Genomic DNA, 26,042 nt, shown 5'->3' with positions numbered 1-26,042 from the left:
CCTCCGATTCTCATTCAAGGCGGAGCAGAACATGGCGCGACTGCTATCCGTGAACGTCGGGCTTCCGCGCGACATTGAGTGGAAGGGCCGGACCGTTCACACCGGGGTCTGGAAAAGCCCGGTGCCTGGCCGCTGCCGGGTCGGTCGGCTGAATCTGGATGGAGACGGCCAGGGCGACCTCGCAGGCCACGGCGGCGAGCATCGCGCCGTGTTCGTCTACCAGATCGAATCATATCGCCACTGGCAGGAACAGCTGAAGCGAACCGACTTCGTCCACGGCCAGTTCGGCGAAAACTTCACGATCGAGGGGTTGCCCGACGATGCCGTGTGCATCGGCGATCGTTACCAGATCGGCAGCGCGCTGTTCGAGATCACCCAGCCTCGCGTGACTTGCTACCGCGTCGGCATTCGCGTCAACGAGCCGCTGATGCCGGCGTTGCTGACCTCAAGCGGACGGCCGGGCTTCTACTTCCGCGTCCTCAGGGAAGGCGATGTCGGCGCCGGCGACGACATCGTGAAGGTGGGAGAGGCGAATGAGCGGATGACCGTTGCGGAGATCAACGCGCTGCTCTATTCGCCGAACCATCCGCGTGATCGGCTGGAGCGCGCCTTGCGCATCGAGCAACTCTCGCCGGGATGGCGGGCTTCGTTCCAGGCTTTGCTGCAGAACCAGGCGAGTGGCGCGGGCACCGGCAACGCGGGGCTCGCGCCGGAAGCGGCTGCGTATCCCGCTGCGCCGGGATTTCGTCCGCTCGTGGTCGCCGCGATCGATCACGAGGCCGCGGACGTCCTCTCGCTGTCGATGCAGGATCCGGACGGACAGCCGCTGCCTTCGGCCCTCCCCGGTCAGTATGTCGTGCTGCGCCTTCGACCCGCCGGCAACGGGCCGCAGCTGTTTCGCAGCTACTCGCTCTCGGGCCCCGCTTCGACGGAGCGCTACCGGATCAGCGTGAAGCTCGAGCCGAACGGTGCTGCCGGAACCTACCTGCGGGAGCAGGTCCGGCCCGGCGACCGTCTCGACGTCAGCTCGCCGCGCGGAAGCTTCGTGCTGCAGTCCGGGGAGCGGCCCGTCGTGCTGCTCAGCGCGGGAATTGGCGCAACGCCCGTGCTGGCGATGCTGCACGCCCTGGCGAAGACCGGCTCGACACGGCAGGTGTTGTGGCTGCACACGGCCCGCGACGGGCAACATCATCCGTTCGCAGCCGAAGTCCGCCGCCTGATGCCCGCTCTCACCCACGGTCGCAGCTATGTTTGTTACAGCAGGCCGGCCGCACGCGATCGGAAGGGCATAGATTTCGACGGCAGCGGTCATCTGTCGCGACAGGTGTTCGGCGAGGTCGGCATTCCCGGGGAGGCGGACGTCTACCTCTGCGGGCCCACGCGCTTCATGGCAGACATGAAAGACGCGCTGACGGCCTTCGGCGTGGCGCCGCAGCGAATTCATCTCGAAATCTTCAACGGCAGCGAATCGATGACGCCGGGTGTCGTCGGCGCCGCGGCCCGAGCTCCACATCCGCCGAGCGAGGATGCGGACACCGGTCCATTGATCTCCTTCGCCAGAAGCGGCGTTGCCGCACACTGGAAAGCGTCAGCCTACCAAAGCATCCTCGAACTCGCCGAGGCATGCGATGTCCCGGTGCGCTGGGCGTGCCGGAGTGGCGTTTGTCACAACTGCGAAAGCGGCCTGGTTTCAGGCACGGTCGCCTATGAGCCAAAGCCGCTCGACCGGCCCGCGGACGGCAATCTTCTGATTTGCTGCTCACGGCCGGTTGGTGATCTCGTCATCGATCTCTGAACGGCAAGCGCAACACGCATCAGACCGAACCGGCGCCATCCGCGCGCGGCTGTGAGATAGCTGATCCGAGAGTTCGCTACGACGACTGGTTCAAGCGCGACGCTGCGATGAAATCAACGAACAGGCGGACGCGTGGCGGCACGGGATGGCCCGGCTGAAACGTGGCGAACAGTTCGATTTCATCGCATGCATGATCGGCAAGACAGGCCACCAGACGCCCGGCCTGCAGGTCCTCGGACACGTCCCATAGCGCTTCCGACGACAGGCCCCGGCCTTCAAGGGCCCAGCCGTGGAGCACGTCGCCGCTGCTGCTGGAAAGGTGACCTTTCACGACGATCTCCTCGACGCCGTGCTCTGTCCGGAACCGCCAGCGATCGTGCAGATGATGCCGGCGCGCCAGACGCAGGCATTCGTGATCGATCAGATCGGCTGGCCGCTCGGGCATCCCGCGTTTGGCGAAATAGGATGGCGCAGCGCAGAGCACGCGCGGCGTGGTCGCGATCTTGCGCGTCATGACCGCCGGATCGTCGGGCCGGTCGACGCGCAGCGCAACGTCGATGCCGTCCTGTCCGACCTCGAGGCCGGCATCGGACAGCACCAGATGGACCTCCAGTCCCGGATGCTGGTCGGCGAATTCCGCCAGCAACGGCGCGATCCGCCGCCGGCCGAGCTCCATCGGCGCACCGACCTTCAACAGTCCGCGTGCCGTCGCGCCCCGGGCGGACACCTCCGCTTCGACGTCGCGCATCGCCGCAAGCAGCTTTCGGCAATGTTCGTAGAACAGCGCACCCTCTTCCGTCAGTCGAAACCGCCGCGCATTGCGCTCCGCAAGCTTGACGCCGAGCCGGGCCTCGAGAGCGGCAAGCCGCCGGCTGGTGGCGGGCGGCGACGAGCGCAGCGCTACGGCACCGGCGGAGATTCCGCCCGCTTCAACGACGCCGCAGAAGAGCTCGATATCCCCGATGCTGTCAGGCACGTCAGTCTCCCATGCTTTCACCTAGTGGAAGCATAGCATCCTTCTCGGCATCTTTCCGATCCTCGCAGGCCAGTCCATTTTCCTGCCTAGGAAAGATGAGGAGAAAGATTCATGCGCGCAATCCGGTTCGAGACCTTCGGAGACCCTTCGGTACTGAAACTGACCGAGGTCCCAGCGCCGACCGTGGACGCGGCGACGGCGCTGGTGCGCGTCGTCGCCGCCTCCATCAACCCCAGCGACGTCAAGAACGTGGCTGGCGCGATGAGCCAGACCACGCTGCCGCGCATCCCCGGCCGGGATTACGCCGGCATCGTCGAGGCGGGACCGGCCGAATGGCGCGGCGCCGCGGTCTGGGGCACCGGCGGCGATACCGGCTTCACCCGCGACGGCACCCATGCCGAACTGCTCGCGGTGCCGGTCACGAGCCTGCGGCGGAAGCCGGACAATCTCAGCTTCGAACAGGCGGCGTCGGTCGGCGTCAACTATGTGGCCGCCTGGTGCGGCATCGAGGCCGCCGGTCTCAAGGCTGGCGAGACCATGGTCCTGATCGGCGCCGGCGGCGGGGTCGGCGGCGCCGCGGCCCAGATCGCTCGCCGCATCGGCGCGCGGGTGATCGGCGTCGACCGCCACCCGCCGCATGCCGACGCGCCGATTCATGCGATCGCGGAGCATCTGATCATCGGAGCGGAGGACGTGCCGGCGGAAATCCGCGCGTTGACCCGCGGCAACGGCGCCGATGTCGTGTTCGACCTCGTTGGCGGCGTGATGTTCCGCAGCGCCGTCAACAGCCTCGCGCTGCGTGGACGGCTGGTGGAAATTTCCGCAACCGGCCAGCGCGAGGTGAGCTTCGATCTCGCCGATTTCTACCACAATGAAAGCCGGCTGCTCGGTGTCGATACCTTGAAGCGCGATCTTGCGGCCTCGGCGGATGTGCTTGACGCGCTCACGCCCGGCTTCATCGCCGGCGATTATCGCGCGGCCCCGATCGCGGAAACCTGCGGGCTGGCTGACGCCGAGCACGGCTATCGCAACGTCGCAGCCGGCACGGCCGGCCGCATCGTGATCAAGCCGCAGCAATAGGAGGACGACGATGATCGGCTATGTGCTGTCCCTGCTGATGGGCGTTGCCGCCGGGGTCGCTTACGGCCTCGTCCAGGTTCGCTCTCCAGCCCCGCCGCTGATCGCGCTCGTTGGCCTGTTGGGCATGGTGGTCGGAGAACAGATGATCAATACGGCGCGGCATCATTTCGCACCCGCTTCAGCACCGATCGCGCAGGCCGACGACGCACGTCCGGATCCGAACGGCCTTGTCGCGAAGCAAAGGCCGAACCGCATCGACGGTGCGGCACGGTCTCCGTGAGGGCGGAACGAAGAGCAAAAGCTCGGACGATTCATGTTGCGAGAATGCGGAAGTATGACTCACGGCTAATGCAACACATTCGGTGTCGTCCTGGCGAAAGCCAGGACCCATTACCCCAAATGAGACTTGTTTCGCGATGCCGGGGCCACGATCCCGTTCATCATCAAGTGCGCTGGCTATGGGTCCCGGCCTTCGCCGGGACGACGGTCGTGTGTGTGACACCCACACTGTCATCGCCCGGCTTGACCGGGCGATCCAGTACGCCGCGGCTTCTCGGCTCACACGCCGGCGTCTCTGGAATACTGGATCACCCGCATGCGCGGGTGATGACACCGAACACGCAACCGCGACATTGCGCCGCGAACCTCGTTGCGGCGCAACAATCAAAATGAGACTGCCCGTTAAGCGATTGCGCGGCGACGACATCCGCGCTGTGCCCGCCTTCGGCTAGCTTTATCCGCAACAACCGGACGCCCTCGCGCCATGTGGACGCCGGCGACGACACAGAGGGAGGTGAGCGATGTTGAAAGGCAGTTTGGGACTGATTGCGTTGAGCAGCCTGTTGCTTTCGGGCACGGCGTTCGCCCAGGAGAAGATCAAGGTCGGCGTCACCGCGACGCTGGAGGGCACCTATACCGTGCTCGGCGAGGATGGCATGCGCGGCCACCAGACCGCGCTCAACGTGCTCGGCAAGAAAATCGGCGACAAGGAGCTTGAATTCATCGTCGCCTCGACCGACGCGACGCCGGACTCCGCGGTGCGCGCGGTGCGCAAGCTGATCGAGCAGGACAAGGTGCAGATCCTGCTGTCGCCGCTGTCGGGCGACGAGGGCATTGCGGTGAAGAACTTTGCAAAGACCCATCCGGAGCTGACCTTCGTCAACGCCGCCTCCGGCGCGCAGGAGACGACCTATGTCGACCCGGCGCCGAACTTCTTCCGCTTCAACATGGACGGCGCGCAATGGCAGGTCGGTCTCGGCAAATACGCCTATGAGACCAAGGGCTATCGCAAGATCGCGACCGTCGGCGAGGATTATTCCTTCATCTACACCCAGGTGTTCGGCTTGGTGCTCGAATTCTGCGGCGCCGGCGGCCAGGTCACCAACCGGCAGTGGGTGCCGCTCGGCACCAAGGACTTTGCCTCGGTCATCGCAGCCCTGCCCGACGATGTCGACGCGATCTATCTCGGCCTTGGCGGCGCCGACGCGGTCAACTTCCTCAACCAGTATCAGCAGGCCGGCGGCAAGGCGCATCTGATGGGCGGCTCGATCATGATCGACCAGACCATCCTGTCGTCGAAGGGCAGCGCCAAGAACGCGCTGATCGGCACCATCGCCGCGAGCGGCCAGGCCGATACCTGGGAGGATCCGGGCTGGCAGAAATTCGTCAAGGCCTACCAGGACGCCTTCCCGCCGGCCAAACGTTTCCCGAGCCCGTCGCTGCTCGCCACCAATTATTACGGCTCGACCATGGCGCTGATCCTGGCGCTGCGCCAGGTCAACGGCGATCTCTCCAACAACCAGGCCAAGCTCAAGGAGGCGCTGGCCAAGATCGAGATCGACGCGCCGAACGGCAAGATCAAGCTCGATTCCAACCGCCAGGCGATCGGCACCAATTTCGTCACCGAGGTGGTCGATGACGGCAAGGGTGCGCTGTTCTCCAAGGTCGTGAAGGTGATCCCGAACGTCAACCAGACGCTGGGCTACGATCCGGCGGTGTTCGCCAAGATCGGCCTGCCCGGCCGCACGATCCCGGAGTGCAAGAAGTACTGACGCATTTGTTGCAGTGCAGGCAGAGCGGCCGCGGCATGGCGTGCGGTTGCACCAACAGCCCTGCTCGCCCTTGCTTTCCGCGGGCGGATGATGAACGCTTGTCGAAAAGACAAGAACATCCCGCGGGAGGGGAGGCATGAGCAGGGCGCTTGCCGTCTTCCACGGCCGGTTCGGTCGCGCGACGGTCTATCAGTTGAACCGTCCCTTCAACGTGCATGCGCACCGCGAAGGGCATCTGATCTTTCACGTCGGCGGGACGCCGGCGCAGATCGATGTCTCCGAGCAGCGCCTGCTGCTCAAGGACGACACCGTCGTCGCGGTCAACCCGTGGGAACCGCACAATTTTCTGCCGACCGACATGGACCACGGCGCGATCTTCTTCGTGCTCTATGTCAACGCCGAATGGTTCGCGCCGACGGCGAATGCGCAGGGCCTGCGGTTCGGCCGCACCTTCTTTCCCCGCACCGAGACGCTCGACCGGCTGATCCGCCGCACCGCAGCACTGGTGTGCGGCGCGCCGTCGCTGCGCACCCTCGATTGCGAACTCCGGCAATTGATCGATTCCTGCTACGAGGAGAGCTGGCAGGCGGCGCAGGACGCGCCCGCGGCGGCCGCGGTGACCGATTTCCGGGTCCGCAAATCGATCAAGCTGATGTCGGAAAGCCCCGGCGCCGAGATCGAGCTCGATGCGATCGCGCGCGAGGCGGGCCTGTCGCGGCCGCATTTCTACCGGCTGTTCCGGACGCAAACCGGCGTCACCCCTCACCTCTACATGAACACGCTGATCATGGAGCAGGCGCTGGACGCGCTGGTCGCGACCGAGACGCCGATCGCCGATATCGGCTTCGATCTCGGCTTCTCCTCGCAGAGCGGCTTCACCCGCTTCTTCGCCGCCAATGTCGGCATGGCCCCGACCGACTATCGCCGTGCCGCCAAGGTGTTGCGGCCGTAAGGGAGTTCCGCAACGATAAAAGATACTCTCGATCAAATCCGAAGCTTTCGCCCTCGATAGGATGACAGGACACGCGGCCCGGCAGACGGTCGCGGCCAGCTGAGGGAACGCGACGGAGATGGCCAGGTTCATCGAACGCCATCCGGCCTGGGCGCTGATCGTGATCATCGCGGTCGCGGTGCTGCTGTGGCTCGTGTTCGCGATCTGGCCGCCGGGACTAGAGGCCGCGATCGGCCGCAAGCGCGTGTTCCTCAATGCCGTGCTGAACGGCATCACGCTCGGCGGGCTATATTTCCTGGTGGCCAGCGGCTTCACGCTGATCTTCGGCCTGATGCGCAACGTCAACCTCGCGCACGGCTCGCTCTATCTGTTCGGCGGCTATATCGGCTACGCCGTCAGCACCTGGACGGGATCGTGGATCCTCAGCTTCATCGTGGCCTTCATCGCGGTGGCGCTGGTCGGGGTGATCCTGCAGCTCGCCGTGTTCCGCCGCATGGAGGGTCAGGACCTCAGGCAGACCATGGTGACGATCGGGCTCTCGATCGTGTTCGCCGATTTGATGCTCTGGGTGTTCGGCGGCGACTTCTATCAGGTCCAGACCCCGAGCTGGCTGATCGGCCCGGTGCAGCTGCCGCTGCTCACCGCGATCAAATCTTCGGGCGAGCCGGTCTATCTGCAATACCCGCTGGTGCGGCTCGTGATCTTCGCGGCGTCCGTCGTGATCGGGATCGCGATGTGGCTGGCGCTGAATCGTACGCGGATCGGCATGATCGTGCGTGCCGGAGTCGACGACCGCGACATCCTGGCCGCGACCGGCGTGCGGATCCAACTCGTGTTCGTGCTGGTGTTCGCGCTTGGCGCCGGGCTTGCCGGCATCGCCGGCGTCGTCGGCGGCACCTTCCAGTCGCTGTCGCCCGGCGAGGACACCCGCTTCCTGCTCGCCTCCCTCGTCGTCGTGATCGTCGGCGGCATGGGCTCGATCCCGGGAGCTGCGCTCGGCGCCGTCATCATCGGGCTCGCCGAGCAGCTCGGCTCGGTCTACATCCCGACCTACGCCATCGTCGTCACCTTCCTGATCATGGTCGTGGTGCTGGCGCTGCGGCCGCAGGGCCTGCTCGCGAGGCGATGAGATGTCGTTGCTCCAGAGCACCCAGTTCCGCCCCGACCCGTCCGCCAACGCGACGCGCCGCGCATTGATCCGCGCCTGGCCCGAACTGCAGAACCCGGCGGCGTGGCTGGTCGCGCTGATCCTCGTGATCATGCCGCTGATCGCCAACGGCTTCTTCCTGATCGAGATCTTCGCGACCACGCTGATCCTCGGCATCATCGCGCTCAGCCTGATGTTCCTGGCCGGCTATGGCGGCATGGTCAGCCTGATGCAGCTGATGATCGCGGGCTTCGCCGGCTACATGGTTGCGGTGTTCGGCATGAGCGGCAACGCCAATATCAGCCTGGGCTGGCCGTGGTGGCTCGCAACGCCGATGGCGCTGGCGCTGGCGACGCTGTTCGGCACGCTCGGCGGCGCGCTCGCGGTGCGCACCGAGGGCATCTACACCATCATGATCACGCTGGCGATCGGCGCGGCGTTCTACTACTTCACCAACCAGAACTGGGCGATCTTCAACGGCCACACCGGCATCAACACCGTCGCGACGCCGCATTTCTGGGGCGTCGACTGGCGCGCCGACATCGCCTTCTACTATGTGACGCTCGGCGTCGCCGCGATCTGCTACTTCGCCGTCCAGTATGTCTCGCGCGCGCCGTTCGGCCTCGCGCTGCAGGGCGTGCGCGACAATTCCCGCCGCATGGCCGCACTCGGCTTCAATCCCAATGCCCACCGCATCGCGGCCTACGCCTTCGCCGCCTTCATCGCGGCGCTCGGCGGCGTGCTGCAGGTCTGGAACTACCGGCAAATCTCACCCGGCTCAGTCAGCGTCGGCGCCTGCATCGACGTCTTGATCATCGCCATAGTCGGCGGCATCACCCGGCCGATCGGCCCGTTCATCGGTGCGCTGATCTTCGTGCTGCTGCGCACCTTCGCGCTCGACGTGCTGATCAAGTTCGGGCTCGACGGCAATCGCTTCCGGCTGCTGATCGGGCTCGGCTTCCTCGCCATCGTGTTCTGGTCGTCCGACGGCGTGATCGGCCTGTGGGACCGCTGGCGCCACCGCGCCACCTCCTCGACGCAACGTTCCGGCGGAGGCCGCCATGGATAGCGTCGCGCAGCGGCTGTCCGTGGTCGGCGCCGGTGCAGCGCTGGAGCTGCGTGGCGTGACGCGGCTGTTCGGCGCGCTGGCGGCGCTGACCGACGTCACCATCACCGTGCGGCCCGGCGAACGCCGCGCCGTGCTCGGCTCGAACGGCGCCGGCAAGACCACGCTGTTCAACTGCATCACCGGCGATTTCCCGCCCTCCTCCGGCACGATCCGCTTCTTCGGCGAGGACATCACCCAGTTCCCGCCCTATGAGCGCATCCGCCGCGGTTTGCGCCGCACCTACCAGATCTCGGCGCTGTTCCCCGGCCTCACCGTGCAGGACAACGTCTACCTCGCCTGCCGCGGCGTCTCACGCGGCCGCTTCTCGTTGCTGCGCCCGGGGCAGAACGATACGCTGATGCACGCGACCGAAACACTGGTGCAGGCGGTGCACCTCGCCGGCGTCAAGGACCAGCGCGTCGCCGAGCTCGCGCATGGCCAGCAGCGCCAGCTCGAGATTGCGCTGGCGCTGGCCGGCGCGCCGCGCTTCATCCTGTTCGATGAGCCGGCGGCGGGACTGTCCCCGACCGAGCGGCGCGAGCTGATCGAGATCCTGACCTCGCTGCCGGCCCATATCGGCTACATCATCATCGAGCACGACATGGACGTCGCGCTGCGCGTCGTCGAGAGCGTGACGATGATGCACAACGGCCGCATCTTCAAGGAAGGTCTGCCGCGCGAGATCGAATCCGATCCCGAGGTGCAGCAGCTTTACCTCGGAGGCGGCCATGAGTGACCGCCGCGCCGCTCCTGCCCTCGAGGTCAAGGGCCTCGACGTCTATTACGGCCATTCGCATGCGTTGCAGGGCGTCGATCTCACCCTCGATACCGGCGTGTTCTCGGTGGTCGGCCGCAACGGCATGGGCAAGACCACGCTGTGCAAGGCGATCATGGGCCTGGTGCGCGTTAGCGCCGGCTCGATCCGGATTCGCGGCGAGGAAGTCACGCGGCTCAACCCGGCGCGGATCGCCCGGCTCGGCGTCGGCTATGTGCCGCAAGGCCGCCGACTGTGGCGATCGCTGACCGTCGACGAACATCTCGCGCTCGCCGGCGGTCTGCGCCGCGGTGCCTGGACCGTCGAGCGCATCTACGACACCTTTCCGCGCCTCGCCGAGCGCAAGAACAATGGCGGCAACCAGCTCTCCGGCGGCGAGCAGCAGATGCTGGCGATTGCGCGCGCACTGCTGACCAACCCGCAACTCCTGATCATGGACGAGCCGACCGAGGGCCTTGCGCCTGTGATCGTCGCGCAGGTCGAGGAGATGCTGCTGCGGCTCGGCGACGAAGGCGACATCTCCGTCCTGGTCATCGAGCAGAACATCGGCGTCGCGACGGCGGTGTCGCGCAACGTCGCCATCATGGTCAACGGCCGGATCAACCGCATCATCGACTCCGCGCGCCTCGCGACCGATCGCGAGCTGCAGCAGCGGCTGCTCGGCGTCGGCACCCACGGCGCGGATGTGACTGAGGCCGAGGCCGCGCCAGCAAAGGCCGAAGCGGCCGGCGCACCGCTGCCGGAACGAAAGGGACCGGCTCGCATCTACGTCTCCAATCCCGTACTGCCGACGCGCTGGTCGCAGCCGGTGCCGATCGCCCGCATCGAGGCAGCGGCACGGACGCAGTCCGCCGCCGTCACGAGGCTTGAAGAGACAACCCGCACGCGGCGCGAGCCGGCAACATCCAGGACCTCGGGGCCACCGGTCGTGCTGGTCGTCGGCACGCTCGACACCAAGGGTGCGGAGCTGCGCTTCATTCGCGACATCATTGCTGGCAGCGGCCTGCGCACCCGTCTGGTCGACGTCTCGACTAGCGGCAAGGCGGCGAGCTGCGACGTCACCGCGCAGGAGATCGCACTGAACCACGGCCGCGGCGGCGCGGGCGTGTTCGGCGCCGATCGCGGCGCCTCGGTGACGGCGATGGCCGAGGCCTTCGAGCGCTGGCTGCGCCGCCAGGGCAATATCGCTGGCATCATTTCGGCCGGTGGCTCGGGCGGCGCGTCGCTGGTCGCACCGGGCATGCGCGCGCTTCCGATCGGGGTGCCCAAGCTCATCATCTCCTCGGTCGCCTCCGGCGACGTCGGCCCCTATGTCGGTCCTGCCGACATCACCATGATGTATTCGGTGACCGACGTGCAGGGCCTCAATTCGATCTCGCGCGCGGTACTCGGCAACGGCGCCAATGCGCTGGTCGGCATGGTCAAGGCGCGGCTCGACCAGCAGACCAGCAAGCAGCGCGACACCGCTGCCAGCCTTCCCGCGATCGGCATCACCATGTTCGGCGTGACCACGCCGGCGGTGCAGAAGATCGCGGCCGACCTGCGCGAGGATTTCGAGTGCCTGGTCTTCCACGCCACCGGCGTCGGCGGCCGCTCGATGGAGAAGCTGGTCGAGTCCGGCCAGCTCGCCGGGGTCATCGATCTCACCACGACCGAGGTCTGCGACCTCATGATGGGCGGCGTATTCCCGGCGACCGACGATCGCTTCGGCGCAATCATCCGCAGCCGCGTGCCCTATGTCGGTTCGGTCGGCGCGCTTGACATGGTGAACTTCGGCGCACCCGACACCATTCCGGAGCGCTACCGGCAGCGCAAGTTCCACATCCACAATCCGCAGGTCACCTTGATGCGGACCACGCCAGAAGAGAACGAGCGGATGGGCCGCTGGATCGGCGAACGTCTCAACCAGATGGATGGACCGGTGCGCTTCTTCCTGCCCGAAGGCGGCGTCTCCGCGCTCGATGCACCGGGCCAGCCGTTCTGGGACCCGGATGCGGACGCTGCGCTGTTTGGCGCGCTGGAGCGCACCGTGCGGCAGACCGGCAACCGCCAGATCATTCGCGTCAAGCGCAACATCAACGATCCCGAGTTCACCGCCGCCATCGTCAGCGCATTCCGACCGCTGCTCGGACGCGCCGGTAGCAGGCGGAGAGTGGCGAGGTGACCCATGCCCAGGTTTGAACGCAAGGCGCTGTTGAAGAAATTTCACGCCATGATCGCGCGCGGCGAGCCGATCGTCGGCGGCGGCGCCGGCACCGGACTGTCCGCGAAATGCGAGGAGGCCGGCGGCGTCGACCTGATCGTGATCTACAATTCCGGCCGCTATCGCATGGCGGGCCGCGGCTCGCTCGCCGGACTGATGCCCTATGGCGATGCCAACGCCATCGTCGTCGAGATGGCCGGCGAGGTGCTGCCGGTCGTGACAAGGACGCCGGTGCTCGCAGGCGTCAACGGCACCGATCCGTTCCGCGACATGGATGTGTTCCTTGACCAGCTCAAGGCGATCGGCTTTGCCGGCGTGCAGAATTTTCCGACCGTCGGCCTGATCGACGGCACCTTCCGCGCCAATCTCGAAGAGACCGGGATGTCCTACGCGCTCGAGATCGACATGATCTCGAAGGCGCATGAGAAGGACATGCTGACCACGCCCTATGTGTTCAGCGAGCAGGAGGCCGCCGCGATGGCGATTGCGGGCGCCGACATCATCGTCTGCCATATGGGCCTGACCACCGGCGGCACGATCGGCGCGCAGACCGCGCCAAAACTTGCCGACTGCCCTGCCCGCATCGAGGCCTGGGCGGAAGCCGCGCTCAGCGTCAATTCCGACATCATCGTGCTCGCGCATGGCGGTCCGATCGCCGACCCCGCGGATGCCGATTTCATCATGAAGAAGACCCGCAACTGTCATGGCTTCTATGGCGCCTCCTCGATGGAGCGCCTGCCGGTCGAGCGGGCGTTGACGGATCAGGTTCGCAAATTCAAGGCGATCGGCGCGCGCTAACGCGCCGTGACCAAGGGAGGAAGAGATGTCGGGGATGCTAGCAGGTGAATTGATCCTCTGGCTCATCGTCGCAATCGTCGCGATCGTCATCATCGTCTATGTGGTGAACTGGCTCTACCACCGCTCGTCGAAGGAAACCTCCTTCGTCCGCACCGGCTTCCTCGGCGAACGGGTGGTGATCAATGGCGGCGCCTTCGTGCTGCCGTTCATCCACGACTACACGCCAGTCAACATGAACGTGCTGCCGATGGGGATCGTGCGCTCCAAGCAGGACGCCGTGATCACCCGCGACCGCATGCGCGTCGATATCGAGGCCGACTTCTACGTCCGGGTGCAGGCGACCCGCGAAGCCGTCTCGATCGCCGCCGCCACCCTCGGCCGCCGCACCATGGAGCCGGAGCAGCTGCACACCCTGCTCTCCGGCAAGTTCATCTCGGCGATCCGCTCGGTCGCCTCCGAGATGACGATGGAGCAGATGCACGAGCAGCGCGGCGAATATGTCGCGCGCGTCAAGGCCAATGCCGCCGAGGCGCTGGCGCAGAACGGCCTCGAACTGGAGTCGGTCGCGATCACCGATCTCGACCAGACCGACCTCGAATATTTCAACCCCTCGAACCGCTTCGACGCCGAAGGCCTGACCCGCCTGATGGAGGACATCGAAGCCAAGCGCAAGCTGCGCAACGACATCGAGCAGGACTCGATGATCAAGATCCGCTCCCGCAACCTCGAGGCCGAGCGGCAGGCGCTGGACATCGAGCGCGAGAGCGAGACCGCCCGCCTCGAGCAGGAACGCGACATCGAGATGCGCCGCGCCCTGCAGCGCACCGAAGTCGCCCGCGAGCGCGCGCTGCGCGAGACCGAAGCCGAGCAGGCCCAGATCACCGCACGCGAAGCCATCGAAAAGGCGCGCATCGCCAATGAGCAGGCCATCACCGAAGCCCGCATCGCCTCCGAACGCGAGACCCGGCACCGCGAGATCGAGCGCACCCGCGCAGTTGAAGAACGGGAATTGCTGGCGCGCGAGGAGATCGAGAAGGCCAGGATCGCCAACCAGCGCTCCGTCGACACCACCCGCATCGCCTCCGAGCGTGAGGTGCGCCAGCGCGAGATCGAGCGGATGCGCACGGTCGAGGAAGCCGAGATCGCCGCCCGCGAGTCGATCGAAAAGGCCCGCATCCAGCAGGACCGCGTCGTCACCGACGCCCGCATCGCCAATGAGGAAGAAACCCGCCGCCGCGAGATCGAGCGGACCCGCGCGGTCGAGGAAGCTGAAATCGCAGCCCGCGAGGCCACCGAGAAGGCGCGCATCGCCCAGACCATGACGGTCAATGTCGAGCGCATCTCCTCCGACGAACGCACCCGCGCGCTGGAGATCCAGCAGGTGCGTACCATCCAGGAAGCGGAGATCGAGGCGCAAAAATCGGTCGAGGCCGCCCGCATCATCAGAGAGAAGACGCTGGCCGCCGAACGCATCGCCGCCGATCACACCACGCGCAAGCTCGAGATCGAGCGCAACCAGGCGATCGAAATCGCCGGGATCACGGCACGCGACGCCACCGAGGCGTCGCGGATCGCGCAGGAAGAACATGTCCGGGCACTCGAAATCGCGCGGACCCGTGCGATCGAGGAGGCCGACATCGCCTCGCGCGAATCGATCGAGGCTGCACGCATTTCGCAGGAGAAGTCGGTCGCTGCGCAGCGCATCCGCGCCGAACGCGAGACCCGCGCGCTCGAGATCGAGCGCACCGGGGCCATCGAGGCCGCCGAGCTGAAGCGCCGTGACGCGGTCGAGCGGCAGCGGATCGACGTCGAGCTGGCGCTGGAGAGCGAGCGGATCACCTCCTCCAGGACCCGCGAGGTGCTCAATATCGACCAGAAGCGGGCGATCGAGCTCGCCGACGAGGAACGCGTGATCGCGCTCGCCGCCAAGCGCTCCGAGCGCATCGATGCCGACCGGCTGGTCAAGCAGGCCGAGATCACGGCCCGCAAGGAGGTCGAGACCACCGATGTGACCCGCGAGCAGGCGCTGGAGGCCGCGCGGATCGCACGGCGCCGCTCCATCGAGCAGCTCGAGGTCGCCCGCAATCAATCACTGCAGGAAGCCGAGATTGCCGCCCGCGAGGAGGTCGAACGCGCGCGCATTGCGTCGGACCGCGGCCTCGACGAGGCCCGGATCGGCCGCGAACGCGAGCTGCGCAAGCTCGAGGTGAACCGTGAGAAGGACGTCGAGACCGCGCTGATGGAGAAGGCGATCGCGCTGCATCAGAAGTCGCTGGAGGAATCCGCGGCGCGCGCGGCGGCTGAAGACGCGAGGGTGCACGCCACCGAAGCGGCCGAGCGCGTGGTTACCGCGCGTGAGAGCGAAATCGCGAAGCGGCGCAAGACCGTCGAGGTTCTGCTCGCCGAGAAACAGGCCGAGGAAACCAGGATCGCGGCCGGAGCCGAACGGGTTCGCGCCACGGTCGAGGCCGAGGCGCAGCGCCTGCTCAACGAGGCTGAAAATGTGCTGACCGATCAGGCACGCTACTCGCTGTTCCGCCGCAAGCTGCTCGACCGGATCGAGGGCATCGTGCGCGAGAGCGTCAAGCCGATGGAGAAGATCGAGGGCATCCGCATCCTCCAGGTCGATGGCCTCAACGGCAACGGCCAGGGCGGCAGCGGTGGCCGCAGCGCCACCGACGAGGTGATCGATTCGGCGCTGCGCTATCGCGTGCAGGCGCCGCTGATCGACTCGATCCTGTCGGATATCGGCGTCGAGGGCGGCAGCCTGGCAAAAATGCCCGGCCTGATCCGCGAGGCGCGCGACATGCAGGGCATCAAGGACTCTGCACGCAAGAGCGGCGGCGAGGCCAAGCCGGCGGCGCCCGAGGGCGGCGGCGAACCACCGCGCCCTGAGCGCACGCCGCGCAAGAAGGACTGAGCTCACGCCATGGCACGGGTTTACGTCTCCACTGTCGTCAATGCCCGCAACGACCGGGTCTGGGCTCGTGTACGCGATTTCAACGGCTTGCCGAACTGGCACCCCGCGATTGCGGAGAGCCGGATCGAGGGCGGTGAGCCCGCCGACAAGATCGGCTGTATCAGGGATTTCCGGCTGCGCAACGGCGATCGCATCAGGGAGAAGCTGCTCGGGCTGTCCGACTACGACATGTTCTGCACCTATTCGATCCTGGAATCGCCGATGGGCGTCGAGAACTACGTGGCCACCCTGCGGCTCACGCCGGTCACCGATGGCGACCAGACCTTCCTGGAATGGACCGCCGAGTTCGACTGCGCGCCGGAGCGCGAGACCGAGCTCGTCAACAATATCGGCGGCGGCGTGTTCCAGGGCGGGTTCGACGCGCTGAAGCGGGCGTTCGGAGGATAGGCAGTGCCGCACATCGTCAAAAGCACGATCCTGGATGCACCGACCGATACGGTCTGGGCCGTGCTGCGCGATTTCAACGGCCATGACCGCTGGCACCCGGCGGTCGCGACCAGCGGCATCGAGCGCGCGCAGCCCTCCGACAAGATCGGCTGCGTCAGGCGCTTCAAGCTGAAGGACGGCGCCGAGCTGCGCGAACAGCTGCTGGCGCTGTCCGACCTCGAACAATCGTTCAGCTACTGCCTGCTCGATACGCCGATCCCGATGTTCAACTACGTGGCGCATGTCCGGCTGCTGCCGGTCACCGATGGCGACCGCACCTTCTGGCACTGGGAATCGCGCTTCACGACGCGGACCGACGACCGGGATCGCATCACGCAGATGGTTTCGGAAGACATCTACCAGGCCGGCTTCGAAGCCATCCGCCGGCACCTGAAGGAGGCCGCGTAAGCGGAGAGGGACATCATGCCAGTCACGGTGAAGACCTTCACCAGCACCAACGAGGCGGCGGCCGCGCTGTCGTCGGATCGCAGCGCGCGTTACCTCGGCGGCGGCACGCTGGTGATGCGGGCGCTGAACGAAGGTGACATCTCGATCTCGACCGTGGTGCGCGCCAGCGACCAGGCGATGACCCGGATTGATACGTCGGGCGCGCGGATCGTGCTCGGCGCCGGCGTCACCTTCGCGCGCATTCTGGCCGAGCGCGATCTCGCCTTCCTGCACGCCCCTGCCCGCTCGATCGGCGGACCGGCGGTGCGCAACATGGGCACGGTGGGCGGCAATCTGTTTGCGCCGGTGCCGTATGGCGACTTCACGGTCGCGATGCTCGCGCTCGACGCGGTGGTGTCGGTGCAGGGTGGCCTCGGCGGCCGCGAGATCGGAATCGAGGAATTCCTGCAGGCGCGCGACCGGCAGACCGGCACGCTGGTGCTGGCGATCTCCTTTGCCAAGCCGGGCAGCACTGAGGCCTTCCGCTACCGCAAGATCGCGCGCATCAAGCCCAAGGGGGGCGCGGTGATCACGCTCGCCGCGCATCTGCCGGTCAACGGCAGCCGGATCGTCGGTGCCCGCGTCGCGCTCGGCTCGATGGCGCCGACGCCGATCCGCGCCCGCGCCGCCGAGCGTGCGCTGGAAGGCCGCGCGCTCGATACGTCCACGATCAATGCGGCGGCCGCGGCAGCCGTCGAAGGAACTTCGCCCGGCGACAATGCGCTCGCCAGCGCCTGGTATCGCCGCGAGATTGTAGGCGTGCATCTCCGGCGCCTGCTGTCCGGTCAGGAATAGATCGTCATGGCCAAGACCCCTCTGCAATTTCAGCACAACGGCCGTGACGTCGCGATCTTTGTCGACGGCGGCACCAATTTGCTGGTGGCTTTGCGCGAGCTGATCGGCGACATGACGCCGAAATTCGGCTGCGGCCAGGGCGGCTGCGGCACCTGTAGCGTGCTGATCGACGGGGAACTGCACCTCTCCTGCCTGAAGCTCGCCGAGACCGTCGCCGGACGCTCCGTCGAGACGCTCGACGGCATCAAGGACGGCCCCAATCTGCACCCGCTGCAGCGCGCCTTCGCCGACAACTTCGCCGCGCAGTGCGGCTACTGCACACCGGGCATGCTGATGGCCGCCAAGGCGCTGCTCGACCGCAATCCGCAGCCGAGCCGCGCCGAGGTGGTCGAGGCGATCTCCGGCAACATCTGCCGCTGCACCGGCTATGAGCCGATCATCAACGCCGTGCTGGCCGCCGCCTCCGGCGGCCGCGCACGCGCGTAAGGGAACAGTGTCATGCTGGAATTGCGCAAGGACCTCTTCGCCGACGAGCGCGACGACAATCTGAAGGAAATCGGCAAGGGCACGCAGCGCCAGGACATGCTCGGCCATGTCACCGGCACCTCGCCCTATTTCGACGACCACAAGCTGCAGGGCATGCTGCATCTGAAGGTGGTTCGCAGCGAACATCCTCATGCAAGACTCCGCCGCATCGACACTACGGAGGCCGAGCGGTCGCAGGGGGTGCGGCGCGTGATCCGCGCCTCCGACGTGCCGCGCAATTTGAACACGCTGCTCAGCCTGATCAATTTCGGCAAGGATGACGAGCCGTCGCTCGCGGTCGACAAGGTGCGCTACAAGGGCGAGCCGATCGTCGCCATCGTCGCCGACAGCCCGCGCGAGGCCTATGAAGCCATTGCAAAAGTCAAGATCGACTATGAGCCGCTGCCGGCGGTGTTCGACGTCGAGGACGCGTTGAAGCCGGGCGCGCCGGTCGTGAACGAGGTCTATCCGAAGAACACCTTCACCTATCACGAGACATACGATCGCCAGCAGCTGCGCTTCGGCGATGCCGACCGCGCACTGGCCTCGGCCGATCATGTGCTGGAGCAGCGCTACCAGATGTCGCCGATCGAGCATGCGCCGACCGAGACCAACGGCTCGATCGCCGCGCCCGACACCAACGGCCGCTACATCGTCTACACCTCGACGCAGGCGCTGTTCTTCTCGGTCGACACCTGCGCCAAAATCCTCGACGTTCCCTCCAACACCTTCCACTTCATCGGCGGCACGGTCGGCGGCGGGTTCGGCGGCAAGGTCGATACGTTGACCGAGCCGCTCTGCATTCTCGGCGCGATGCTGACCGGACGCCCGGTGCGCTACGTGTTCGGGCGCGAGGAAGAGATGCAATACGGCCCGCCGCGCGGCGCCGAGCGCATCTACATCAAGGATGGCGTGATGCGGGACGGCCGCGTCGTCGCCCGCAAGGTGCGCGCCTATTTCGACAGCGGCGCCTATACACGGCTGTCGAGCTATGCGGCGGTGAAATGTGCGGCGCATCTGCCTGGTCCCTACACCATCCCGAACGTCCATGGCGACGTCTACTGCGTCTTCACCAACCGCACGCCGGCGACCGCGATGCGCGGCTTCGGCGTCACGGCGATGGATTTCGCCATCGAATGCCAGATGGACAAGCTCGCCCATCTCGTCGGCATGGATCCGATGGAGTTCCGGATCCTCAATGCGTATCGCGACGGCGACATGAAGGCGCACCGTCGCGAGGCCAAGAACACGACGCTGATCGAATGCGTGCAGGTTGCCGCGGAGAAGGCCAAATGGCCGCTCCGCGAGGAATTCAAGCGCATGTCGTCGCGCAAGGATGGTGGCGGTCTCCGTGCCGCCGTGACGCTGACGCCACGTGAAGCGCATCCGCCGGCGCCCGCACCGTCGCAGCAGCGCACGACGTATGATCGCGCCCCGGCTGCAACCCGCGAGCCGCCGCCTCCGCCTCCCTCTTCGACGCCACCATCACCTCCGTCACCGCGGCCGACCGCGCCGTCGCATGGCGCCACCCGCTTCTCATCCGTCTTCGGCACCAGGAGGCGCTGACCATGACCCGGCATCGCGGACGCGGCATCGCGTCGGTCAACTATCCCATCGGCATGAATCTCGGCGGCGATCCGAGCCAGGCGTTGGTGCACTCCAATCCGAGCGGCAAGTTCACCGTGGCGCTGTCCTCGATCGATCTCGGCCAGGGCATGAAGTCGGTGACGCGGCAGATCTGCGCCGAGACGCTGGGCGTGCCGGTCGAAGACGTCTATGTCGACACCGCGGATTCCGACACTGGTCCGCACTGCATGGGCTCGTTCGCCTCGCGCGGCACCCATCGGGTCGGCAACGCCGTGATGGCGGCGGCGCGCGAGGCGCGCGGCGTGATGATGGAGGCGGCGGCCGAGGAGCTGGAAGTCAATGCCGCCGACCTCGAGACCGACGGCCGCGGCAACATCCATGTCAAGGGCGCACCGCACCGCTCGATCTCGACCAAGGATGTCGCGATCGCCGCGCAGTTCAAGCAGGGCAAGACGATTTCCGGCCGCGGCATCTTCCTGGTGCCGCTGTCGGACGTCGACCCCGAGACCGGCGAGATGTCGCCCGCAACATGCTATGCGCACGCCTGCCTCGTCGCGGAGGTCGAGGTCGACGACGAGACCGGCGAGGTCGACATGGTCCGGATGGACAGTGCCTATGAGCTCGGCCGCGCGCTCAATCCGCGGCTGGTCGAGCAGCAGCTGGTCGGCGGCGCCTGGATGGGTGTCAGCCACGCGCTCTATGAAACGCCGGAACCCTATTATCCAGAGCCGGTGCACGGCCCGCGCGACTTCGTCGAATATCTGATGCCGGGACCGGGCGACATCTGCCCGCACGACATCGCGGTGCTGGAACGCCCGGCGCCCGACGGCCCGTTCGGTGCCAAGGGTCCGGGCGAGATGTGCGCCAATCCGGTGCTGCCGGCCGTCGCCAACGCGATCTTCAACGCCGTCGGCGTGCGGATCGACGATCTGCCGATCACACCCGAGAAGGTGCTGCGCGCGATCAAGGCGCAGGGCGGCGCGCGGCCGCAGCCGCGGCGCTGAGGTCGCTCCATGCCGGTCCGCAGCAACATCGTCGGCATCGACAGCCCCGAGGCGCTGGAGAAGGCGCTGCGCGCGGCCTATTACCTCGCAGACGACGGCATCGCGACCGCCTCCTATCTCTCGCTCGCGCTCGGCAAGCCGCTGCTGCTCGAGGGCGCGCCCGGTGTCGGCAAGACCGAGGCTGCGAAAGCGATCGCCGCCGTGCTCGGCCGCCGGCTGATCCGCCTGCAATGCTATGAGGGCATCGATGCCGCCGCCGCACTCTATGAGTGGAACTATCCGCGCCAGATGCTGGCGATCCGGCAGGCCGGCGAAGAGAGCATCGACATCTATGGCGACGCCTTCCTGATCGAGCGTCCGATGCTCGCCGCGCTGCGGGCGCCCGACGCGACCGTGCTGCTGATTGACGAGATCGACCGCGCCGACCAGGAGTTCGAGGCCTTCCTGCTCGAATTCCTCTCCGACTTCCAGATCTCGATCCCCGAGCGCGGCACCATCCGCGCCGCCGAGCATCCCGTCGTCGTGCTGACCTCGAACCGAACCCGCGACCTGCACGAGGCGCTGCGGCGGCGCTGCGTCTATCACTGGATCGACTATCCGAACGCCGAGCGCGAGGCGCGGATCGTGATGATGCGCGCCTCCAGCGTTGCCGAAGCTACCGCCCGCGCTGTGGTCGCCGCCGTCGGCCGGCTGCGCCGCGAGCCGCTGAGCAAGGCGCCGGGCATTGCCGAGGCGGTCGACTGGGCGGAGGCTGCGACCCTGCTGCACAAGGGCGGCGCGCGCTGGCCGGATGCCTTCAGGCGTTCGATCGGCGTTGCGCTGAAGGACGAGGAGGATCTTCATTTCATCTCACCGCGGCTCGATGCATTGATCGCGGAGGCAGCCGCGTGAGCGACGATCTCAGGCTGCCGCGCGCCGCGCAGATCTTCGTGTCCTTTGTCGCGTTGCTGCGCGCCAATGGCTTCCTGGTCGCGCCGGAGCAGACCACGAGTTTCCTCGCTGCGATCGAACTGCTCGGGCCAAGGAGCCTCGAGCACATCCGCCAGGCCGGGCTTGCGACGCTGGCGCCGCCGCCGGAGCGCCGCGCGACATACGACCGGCTGTTCGACATCCACTTCCGCGGCGCCGAGGCGATCGAGCAGGCCGAGGGCGAGGACGACGAAACCGTCCGCCTGCAGGAGGAAGGCCGCGGCGAGGACGAGCCGCCGCTCGCCGACGAGGCCAACGAATCCGGGCTTGCCGCCGCGCGCGCCGAGGCGCTGGTCGAACGCCGCTTTGCCCAGACCGCGACGAGCGATCCGCTGCGAAAGCTGTCGCGCGAGGCGGCAAAGCGGCTGCCGCGGCGGCGTGGCCACCGGCGGCGGCGCGCACGCAGCGGCCCGTTCGCCGATCTGCGCCGCACTCTACGTGAAAGCATCCGCAATGACGGCGAGGTGCTGCGGCTCGGCCGCATGCGCCGCCGCCAGCGCCCGCGCAAGATGCTGTTGCTGATCGACGTCTCCGGCTCGATGAAGGCGCGCACCGAAGAGAACATGAGGCTCGCGCATGCGCTGGTGCAATCGGCCGGCAATGTCGAGGTCTTCACCTTCGGCACAAGACTGACCCGCGTCACCCCGGCACTGCGGCTGAAGCGCCGCGAGCAGGCGCTGAATGCGGCCTCGTTCCTGGTCAGCGACTGGGACGGCGGCACCCGCATCGGCGACGCGCTGCAGGCCTTCCTCGCCGTGCCGCGGTTCGGCGGATATGCCCGCGGCGCGGCGGTCGTGATCGTCTCCGACGGCCTGGAGCGCGGCGATCCGGCCGCGCTCCGCGATGCGGTCGCAAAGCTGTCGCGCCGGGCCTGGCGCATCAGCTGGCTGACGCCGCTCGCGACCTCGCCCGGCTTCACGCCGCAAACCGAGGCGCTGATTGCGATCCAGCGCTTTGTCGATGATCTCGTGGACGGCGGATCGAGTGCGACGGTGGTCGCGCATCTGCTGTCGCTCGGAACAAGGAGAGCTGCGTGACTGGCATTGTCGACGGACATCATCACATCTGGCGCCAGGCCGATCTCGCCTGGCTGTCCGGCCCGATGCAGCCGCGCATCTTCGGCCCCTACGAGCCGATCCGCCGCGACTATCCGATCGAAGAATATCTCGACGATCTCAAAGACACCGGCGTCACCCGCTCGGTCTATGTCCAGACCAACTGGCCGAACGGAAAGTTCGAGGATGAGGCGGCCTGGGTGCAGCAGACCGCCGACCGGCACGGCTGGCCGCATGCCCTCGTCGCCTATGCCGATTTTTCCGTCGACGACGTCCGTCCGCAACTGGATCGCCTGAAGCGTTATCCGCTGGTGCGCGGCGTGCGCATGCAGCTGCACTGGCACCACAACCCGCTCTATCGCTTCGCCGCGCGCCCCGATCTCTGCACCGATCCCGTGATCCGGCGGAATGTCGGCCGCCTTGCCGACTATGGCTGGAGTTTTGACCTGCAAGTGTTCGCGCCACAGATGGCCGATGCGGCCGGCCTCGCAGCGGCCTGCCCTGACGTGACCTTCATCCTGCAACACGCCGGCATGCTCGAGGATCTGTCGCCGCAGGGCCGCGCCGCCTGGCGTGTCGGCATGGCGCGGCTGGCGCGCTGCCCGAACGTGGTTTCGAAATTGTCGGGGCTCGGCACCTTCATCCACCGCAACGATGCCGCGCATATAGCCGGCGTCGTGATCGACACCGTCGCGATCTTCGGCGCGGACCGCTGCCTGTTCGGCTCGAACTTTCCGATCGAGAAGCTGTGGACCAGCTACCGCGACCTCATCGACGCTTTCAAGGCGGCGGCCGAACGGCTCAGCGGCGAGCAACGCGAGGCGATCTTCAGCACGACGGCGGCGCGGGTCTATCGGCTGGGGCCGTAGGCGCCCCACGAGCACGGCCAAAACAACGAACACGAATTGGGAGAGGGACAGATGCCGTTGGAGATCAAGATCCTGGACTATGGCGATATCGAGCTGGAATCGAGCTTCCTTGTGCTCGGGCACAATTGCGGTCGCACCCGCCGCGTGCTGACGCTTGGCTTTTTGATCCTCGGCGGCCCCTACCCGGTGCTGGTCGATACCGGCTATCGCTCCAACCAGATCATGGAGACGCTCGGCATGCGCGGCCTCCAGTTCCACGAGAACATGATCGAGAACCAGCTCGCCCGCCACGGTGTGCGAATGGGCGACGTCCGCTTCGTCTGCCACACCCATCTGCACATCGATCACGCCGGCAAGGACGACCTGTTCCCGATGAACACCACTGTCGTCGTCAATCGCAAGGAGCTGGAATACTCCGTCTCCGGCCTGATGCATCCGCAGTATCCCGCGCCCGACATCAAGCACCTGATTGACCGCCTGCACACCAAGAGCGCGCTGCGCTTCCTCGACCTCGAGATCACCGGTCCGGTCGAGCTGATGCCGGGCGTCTATTGCGACGCCGCCAACGCCCACACCGAGGGCTCGATGAACATCCACGTTCACACCGCCGACGGCATCGCGACGATCTGCGGCGACGTGATCTACGACTTCAACGACCAGATCGTCACCCCCTTCAACGAGATCCACGACGCCGAGCCGCGCACCACCGGCAACCACGGCACCAGCAAGCGCGCCGAGAAGGCCGCGATCAAGAAGCTGCTGAGTAGCTCGCGCTATCTGCTGCCGGTGCATGATCGCCCGGCCAAGATCGAGGGCGGCGCGGTGGTCGGCCGGCTGCACGACCAGGTGCCCGGGCCTGTCGTGCAGAGCCTGCCGCAGCGCAACTGGTTCCCGGCATAGGCACAGAGGCCTGTCACGATGACGCATGTCACGCTGCGCGCCGAGTTCGACGACCTGATCGATCCCTATGCGCCGGTCGGCCAGGTCGGCACCGGATTCGATTTCACCGAGGGTCCGATCTGGCATCCGCTGGATCACTTCCTGCTGTTCTCCGACATGCCCGGCGACGTGCGCAGGCGCTGGGATGCGCGGCGCGGCGTGGTCGAGGTCAAACGTCCGTCGAACAAGTGCAACGGCATGACCTATGACGCGGAGCTCAACCTGATCGTCTGCGAGCATGCGACGTCGTCGCTGATCCGCGAGCGGCCCGACGGGCGGCGCGAGGTGCTGGCCTCGCATTTCGAGAACCAGGAGCTCAACAGCCCGAACGACGTCTGCGTTCACTCGAGCGGCGCGATCTACTTCTCCGATCCATGGTACGGCCGGATGCCGGTCTATGGCGTCGAACGGCCGCGCCAGCTCGGCTTCCAGGGCGTGTATCGCGTGCCGCCCGGCGGCGGCGCCCCGAAATTGCTGGTCGACCGCTACCTATTCGAGCAGCCGAACGGGCTGTGCTTCTCGCCCGACGAGCGCATCCTTTACGTCAATGACACCGTGCAAGCTGTGATCCGCGCCTTCGACGTCAGCGCCGACGGCTCGCTCGGCAATCCGCGCGTGTTTGCCTCTGGCATCCGCTCCGAGCTCGAGCCCGGCCTGCCCGACGGCATGAAGTGCGACCAGCGCGGCAATGTCTGGGTTACCGCGCCCGGCGGCGTCTGGGTCTATTCGGCCGACGGCAGCCTGCTCGGCAAGGTCCGCCTGCCTGAGCTCGTCGCCAATCTCGCCTGGGGCGGCGCCGATTTCCGCACGCTCTATCTGACCGCGACCCATTCGGTCTACGCGATCCCGACGAAGGTCGGCCCGCGCCATGAACCTTATATGAGCGGCAAGCGTGGCGGCGCCGGTGCGGCATCGTCCTCTACGCCCGCGCCCAATCTCGCGGCTGGCGACATGCAGCTCGATCCGAAGCGCTGCGCCATGATCATCCAGGACATGCAGAACGACGTCATCATGGACGGCGGCGCGTTCGCCGAGTCCGGCGCGCCCGTGCATGCGCGCCAACAGCATGTCGTCGAGAATGTCCGCCGCGTGGCCGAGGCCGCGCGGGCCCGCGGCGTCGCCATCATCCACGTCTGGTTCGTGGTCGAGCCGGGCGCGCCAGGTGTGACACTCAACGCGCCGCTGTTCGAGGGATTGGTCGACAGCAGGGCGATGGTGCGCGGCAGTTGGGGGGCGGCGCCGGTCTCCGGGCTCGAGCCTCGTCCCGGCGATTTCGTGGTCGAGAAGATGCGGATGAGCGCCTGGGAAGGCACGCGGCTCGAGACCATCCTGAAGGCCACCGGCCGCGACATGATCATCAACACCGGCGCCTGGACCAACATGTCGGTCGAGCACACCGCGCGCACCGGCGCCGACAAGGGCTATTTCATGATCGTGCCGGAGGATTGCTGCTCGACCATGAATGCCGACTGGCACAACGCCGCGATCAATTTTGCCTTGCAGAACGTCTCCGTCGTGACCAACGCCGACACCGTCATCAAGGCGCTCGGCTGAGGAGGCG

General features: G+C 66.8%; 23 protein-coding genes. 22 read left to right on the top strand and 1 reads right to left on the bottom strand.

The annotated features are described in order from the left end of the window. Nucleotides 1–31: 31 nt before the first annotated feature. Nucleotides 32–1,795: an MOSC and FAD-binding oxidoreductase domain-containing protein gene (locus V5279_RS10325; protein WP_338697004.1), complete on the top strand. Its 1,764-nt coding sequence runs from the start codon at nt 32–34 to the stop codon at nt 1,793–1,795. Nucleotides 1,796–1,871: 76 nt separating this feature from the next. Here the strand turns inward: V5279_RS10325 and V5279_RS10320 are convergent, their stop codons facing one another. After that, the gene (locus V5279_RS10320; protein WP_338697002.1) at nt 1,872–2,771 is read right to left on the bottom strand and encodes a LysR family transcriptional regulator; all 900 of its coding nucleotides are present in this window, start codon (nt 2,769–2,771) and stop codon (nt 1,872–1,874) included. A gap of 111 nt (nt 2,772–2,882) precedes the next feature. Here V5279_RS10320 and V5279_RS10315 point away from each other — a divergent pair, with 111 nt between their 5' ends. The 21 genes from V5279_RS10315 (at nt 2,883) to V5279_RS10215 (ending at nt 26,035) form a co-directional block, all read left to right on the top strand. Then, nucleotides 2,883–3,851, top strand: a complete 969-nt coding sequence (locus V5279_RS10315; RefSeq protein ID WP_338697000.1) for a zinc-binding alcohol dehydrogenase family protein — start codon at nt 2,883–2,885, stop codon at nt 3,849–3,851. A 10-nt stretch (nt 3,852–3,861) separates the two neighbouring features. Beyond that, nucleotides 3,862–4,131, top strand: coding sequence for a DUF1427 family protein (locus V5279_RS10310; protein WP_338696998.1), 270 nt, complete (start codon nt 3,862–3,864; stop codon nt 4,129–4,131). A 520-nt stretch (nt 4,132–4,651) separates the two neighbouring features. Further along, entirely contained in the window at nt 4,652–5,902 is a 1,251-nt protein-coding gene (locus tag V5279_RS10305) for an ABC transporter substrate-binding protein (protein WP_338696996.1), read from the top strand. A gap of 136 nt (nt 5,903–6,038) precedes the next feature. Further along, complete coding sequence (locus V5279_RS10300; RefSeq protein WP_029082762.1) at nt 6,039–6,854, top strand: helix-turn-helix transcriptional regulator; 816 nt, start codon at nt 6,039–6,041, stop codon at nt 6,852–6,854. A 118-nt stretch (nt 6,855–6,972) separates the two neighbouring features. Further along, nucleotides 6,973–7,983, top strand: coding sequence for a branched-chain amino acid ABC transporter permease (locus tag V5279_RS10295; RefSeq protein WP_338696993.1), 1,011 nt, complete (start codon nt 6,973–6,975; stop codon nt 7,981–7,983). 1 nt (nt 7,984) lies between these two features. Further along, on the top strand, nt 7,985–9,070 hold the full coding sequence (locus V5279_RS10290) for a branched-chain amino acid ABC transporter permease (RefSeq protein WP_338696991.1): 1,086 nt from the start codon (nt 7,985–7,987) through the stop codon (nt 9,068–9,070). Then, nucleotides 9,063–9,845 carry an ABC transporter ATP-binding protein gene (locus V5279_RS10285; RefSeq protein ID WP_338696989.1) on the top strand — a complete coding sequence of 261 codons (783 nt, stop codon included), beginning with the start codon at nt 9,063–9,065 and terminating at the stop codon, nt 9,843–9,845. The genes V5279_RS10290 and V5279_RS10285 overlap by 8 nt, the downstream gene beginning before the upstream one ends. Next, nucleotides 9,838–12,048, top strand: a complete 2,211-nt coding sequence (locus V5279_RS10280; protein ID WP_338696987.1) for an ABC transporter permease — start codon at nt 9,838–9,840, stop codon at nt 12,046–12,048. Before V5279_RS10285 ends, V5279_RS10280 begins: the two co-directional genes overlap by 8 nt. 3 nt (nt 12,049–12,051) lie before the next feature. Further along, a complete protein-coding gene (locus V5279_RS10275; RefSeq protein WP_338696985.1) occupies nt 12,052–12,885 on the top strand; it encodes a phosphoenolpyruvate hydrolase family protein in 834 nt (277 codons plus the stop codon). 25 nt (nt 12,886–12,910) lie between these two features. Next, entirely contained in the window at nt 12,911–15,805 is a 2,895-nt protein-coding gene (locus V5279_RS10270; RefSeq protein ID WP_338696983.1) for a flotillin family protein, read from the top strand. Between the two features lie 9 nt (nt 15,806–15,814). Continuing rightward, the gene (locus tag V5279_RS10265; RefSeq protein ID WP_166303349.1) at nt 15,815–16,252 is read left to right on the top strand and encodes an SRPBCC family protein; all 438 of its coding nucleotides are present in this window, start codon (nt 15,815–15,817) and stop codon (nt 16,250–16,252) included. 3 nt (nt 16,253–16,255) lie between these two features. Continuing rightward, entirely contained in the window at nt 16,256–16,699 is a 444-nt protein-coding gene (locus tag V5279_RS10260) for an SRPBCC family protein (RefSeq protein ID WP_166303346.1), read from the top strand. A gap of 15 nt (nt 16,700–16,714) precedes the next feature. Then, nucleotides 16,715–17,533 (top strand): FAD binding domain-containing protein, encoded by an 819-nt coding sequence (locus V5279_RS10255; protein ID WP_338696980.1) that lies wholly within the window; start codon nt 16,715–16,717, stop codon nt 17,531–17,533. Nucleotides 17,534–17,539: 6 nt separating this feature from the next. Further along, nucleotides 17,540–18,019, top strand: a complete 480-nt coding sequence (locus V5279_RS10250) for a (2Fe-2S)-binding protein (protein WP_338696978.1) — start codon at nt 17,540–17,542, stop codon at nt 18,017–18,019. Nucleotides 18,020–18,031: 12 nt separating this feature from the next. After that, nucleotides 18,032–19,624 carry a xanthine dehydrogenase family protein molybdopterin-binding subunit gene (locus V5279_RS10245; RefSeq protein WP_338696976.1) on the top strand — a complete coding sequence of 531 codons (1,593 nt, stop codon included), beginning with the start codon at nt 18,032–18,034 and terminating at the stop codon, nt 19,622–19,624. A gap of 2 nt (nt 19,625–19,626) precedes the next feature. Next, nucleotides 19,627–20,649: a xanthine dehydrogenase family protein molybdopterin-binding subunit gene (locus V5279_RS10240; protein WP_028333322.1), complete on the top strand. Its 1,023-nt coding sequence runs from the start codon at nt 19,627–19,629 to the stop codon at nt 20,647–20,649. Nucleotides 20,650–20,658: 9 nt separating this feature from the next. Further along, nucleotides 20,659–21,540 carry a MoxR family ATPase gene (locus V5279_RS10235; protein ID WP_338696964.1) on the top strand — a complete coding sequence of 294 codons (882 nt, stop codon included), beginning with the start codon at nt 20,659–20,661 and terminating at the stop codon, nt 21,538–21,540. Beyond that, nucleotides 21,537–22,655: a vWA domain-containing protein gene (locus V5279_RS10230; RefSeq protein WP_338696962.1), complete on the top strand. Its 1,119-nt coding sequence runs from the start codon at nt 21,537–21,539 to the stop codon at nt 22,653–22,655. The genes V5279_RS10235 and V5279_RS10230 overlap by 4 nt, the downstream gene beginning before the upstream one ends. Beyond that, on the top strand, nt 22,652–23,542 hold the full coding sequence (locus tag V5279_RS10225) for an amidohydrolase family protein (RefSeq protein ID WP_166303328.1): 891 nt from the start codon (nt 22,652–22,654) through the stop codon (nt 23,540–23,542). The genes V5279_RS10230 and V5279_RS10225 overlap by 4 nt, the downstream gene beginning before the upstream one ends. Nucleotides 23,543–23,593: 51 nt before the next feature. Further along, nucleotides 23,594–24,442, top strand: a complete 849-nt coding sequence (locus V5279_RS10220) for an MBL fold metallo-hydrolase (RefSeq protein ID WP_338696959.1) — start codon at nt 23,594–23,596, stop codon at nt 24,440–24,442. Nucleotides 24,443–24,460: 18 nt separating this feature from the next. Further along, nucleotides 24,461–26,035 (top strand): isochorismatase family protein, encoded by a 1,575-nt coding sequence (locus V5279_RS10215; RefSeq protein ID WP_338696957.1) that lies wholly within the window; start codon nt 24,461–24,463, stop codon nt 26,033–26,035. Nucleotides 26,036–26,042: the final 7 nt, after the last annotated feature.

The sequence above is a fragment of the Bradyrhizobium sp. 26S5 genome, assembly GCF_036923295.1.
GTDB classification, from domain to species: domain Bacteria; phylum Pseudomonadota; class Alphaproteobacteria; order Rhizobiales; family Xanthobacteraceae; genus Bradyrhizobium; species Bradyrhizobium septentrionale.
Note: the sequence above shows the minus strand (reverse complement) of the source record. Positions and strands in the feature narration are given on the sequence as shown.

Excerpts from the sequence above, each read along its gene's own strand:
- V5279_RS10325 (WP_338697004.1), top strand. The coding sequence starts at position 32 with ATGGCGCGACTGCTATCCGTGAACGTCGGGCTTCCGCGCGACATTGAG.
- V5279_RS10315 (WP_338697000.1), top strand. The coding sequence starts at position 2,883 with ATGCGCGCAATCCGGTTCGAGACCTTCGGAGACCCTTCGGTACTGAAA.
- V5279_RS10310 (WP_338696998.1), top strand. The coding sequence starts at position 3,862 with ATGATCGGCTATGTGCTGTCCCTGCTGATGGGCGTTGCCGCCGGGGTC.
- V5279_RS10305 (WP_338696996.1), top strand. The coding sequence starts at position 4,652 with ATGTTGAAAGGCAGTTTGGGACTGATTGCGTTGAGCAGCCTGTTGCTT.
- V5279_RS10300 (WP_029082762.1), top strand. The coding sequence starts at position 6,039 with ATGAGCAGGGCGCTTGCCGTCTTCCACGGCCGGTTCGGTCGCGCGACG.
- V5279_RS10295 (WP_338696993.1), top strand. The coding sequence starts at position 6,973 with ATGGCCAGGTTCATCGAACGCCATCCGGCCTGGGCGCTGATCGTGATC.
- V5279_RS10290 (WP_338696991.1), top strand. The coding sequence starts at position 7,985 with ATGTCGTTGCTCCAGAGCACCCAGTTCCGCCCCGACCCGTCCGCCAAC.
- V5279_RS10285 (WP_338696989.1), top strand. The coding sequence starts at position 9,063 with ATGGATAGCGTCGCGCAGCGGCTGTCCGTGGTCGGCGCCGGTGCAGCG.
- V5279_RS10280 (WP_338696987.1), top strand. The coding sequence starts at position 9,838 with ATGAGTGACCGCCGCGCCGCTCCTGCCCTCGAGGTCAAGGGCCTCGAC.
- V5279_RS10275 (WP_338696985.1), top strand. The coding sequence starts at position 12,052 with ATGCCCAGGTTTGAACGCAAGGCGCTGTTGAAGAAATTTCACGCCATG.
- V5279_RS10270 (WP_338696983.1), top strand. The coding sequence starts at position 12,911 with ATGTCGGGGATGCTAGCAGGTGAATTGATCCTCTGGCTCATCGTCGCA.
- V5279_RS10265 (WP_166303349.1), top strand. The coding sequence starts at position 15,815 with ATGGCACGGGTTTACGTCTCCACTGTCGTCAATGCCCGCAACGACCGG.
- V5279_RS10255 (WP_338696980.1), top strand. The coding sequence starts at position 16,715 with ATGCCAGTCACGGTGAAGACCTTCACCAGCACCAACGAGGCGGCGGCC.
- V5279_RS10250 (WP_338696978.1), top strand. The coding sequence starts at position 17,540 with ATGGCCAAGACCCCTCTGCAATTTCAGCACAACGGCCGTGACGTCGCG.
- V5279_RS10245 (WP_338696976.1), top strand. The coding sequence starts at position 18,032 with ATGCTGGAATTGCGCAAGGACCTCTTCGCCGACGAGCGCGACGACAAT.
- V5279_RS10240 (WP_028333322.1), top strand. The coding sequence starts at position 19,627 with ATGACCCGGCATCGCGGACGCGGCATCGCGTCGGTCAACTATCCCATC.
- V5279_RS10235 (WP_338696964.1), top strand. The coding sequence starts at position 20,659 with ATGCCGGTCCGCAGCAACATCGTCGGCATCGACAGCCCCGAGGCGCTG.
- V5279_RS10220 (WP_338696959.1), top strand. The coding sequence starts at position 23,594 with ATGCCGTTGGAGATCAAGATCCTGGACTATGGCGATATCGAGCTGGAA.
- V5279_RS10215 (WP_338696957.1), top strand. The coding sequence starts at position 24,461 with ATGACGCATGTCACGCTGCGCGCCGAGTTCGACGACCTGATCGATCCC.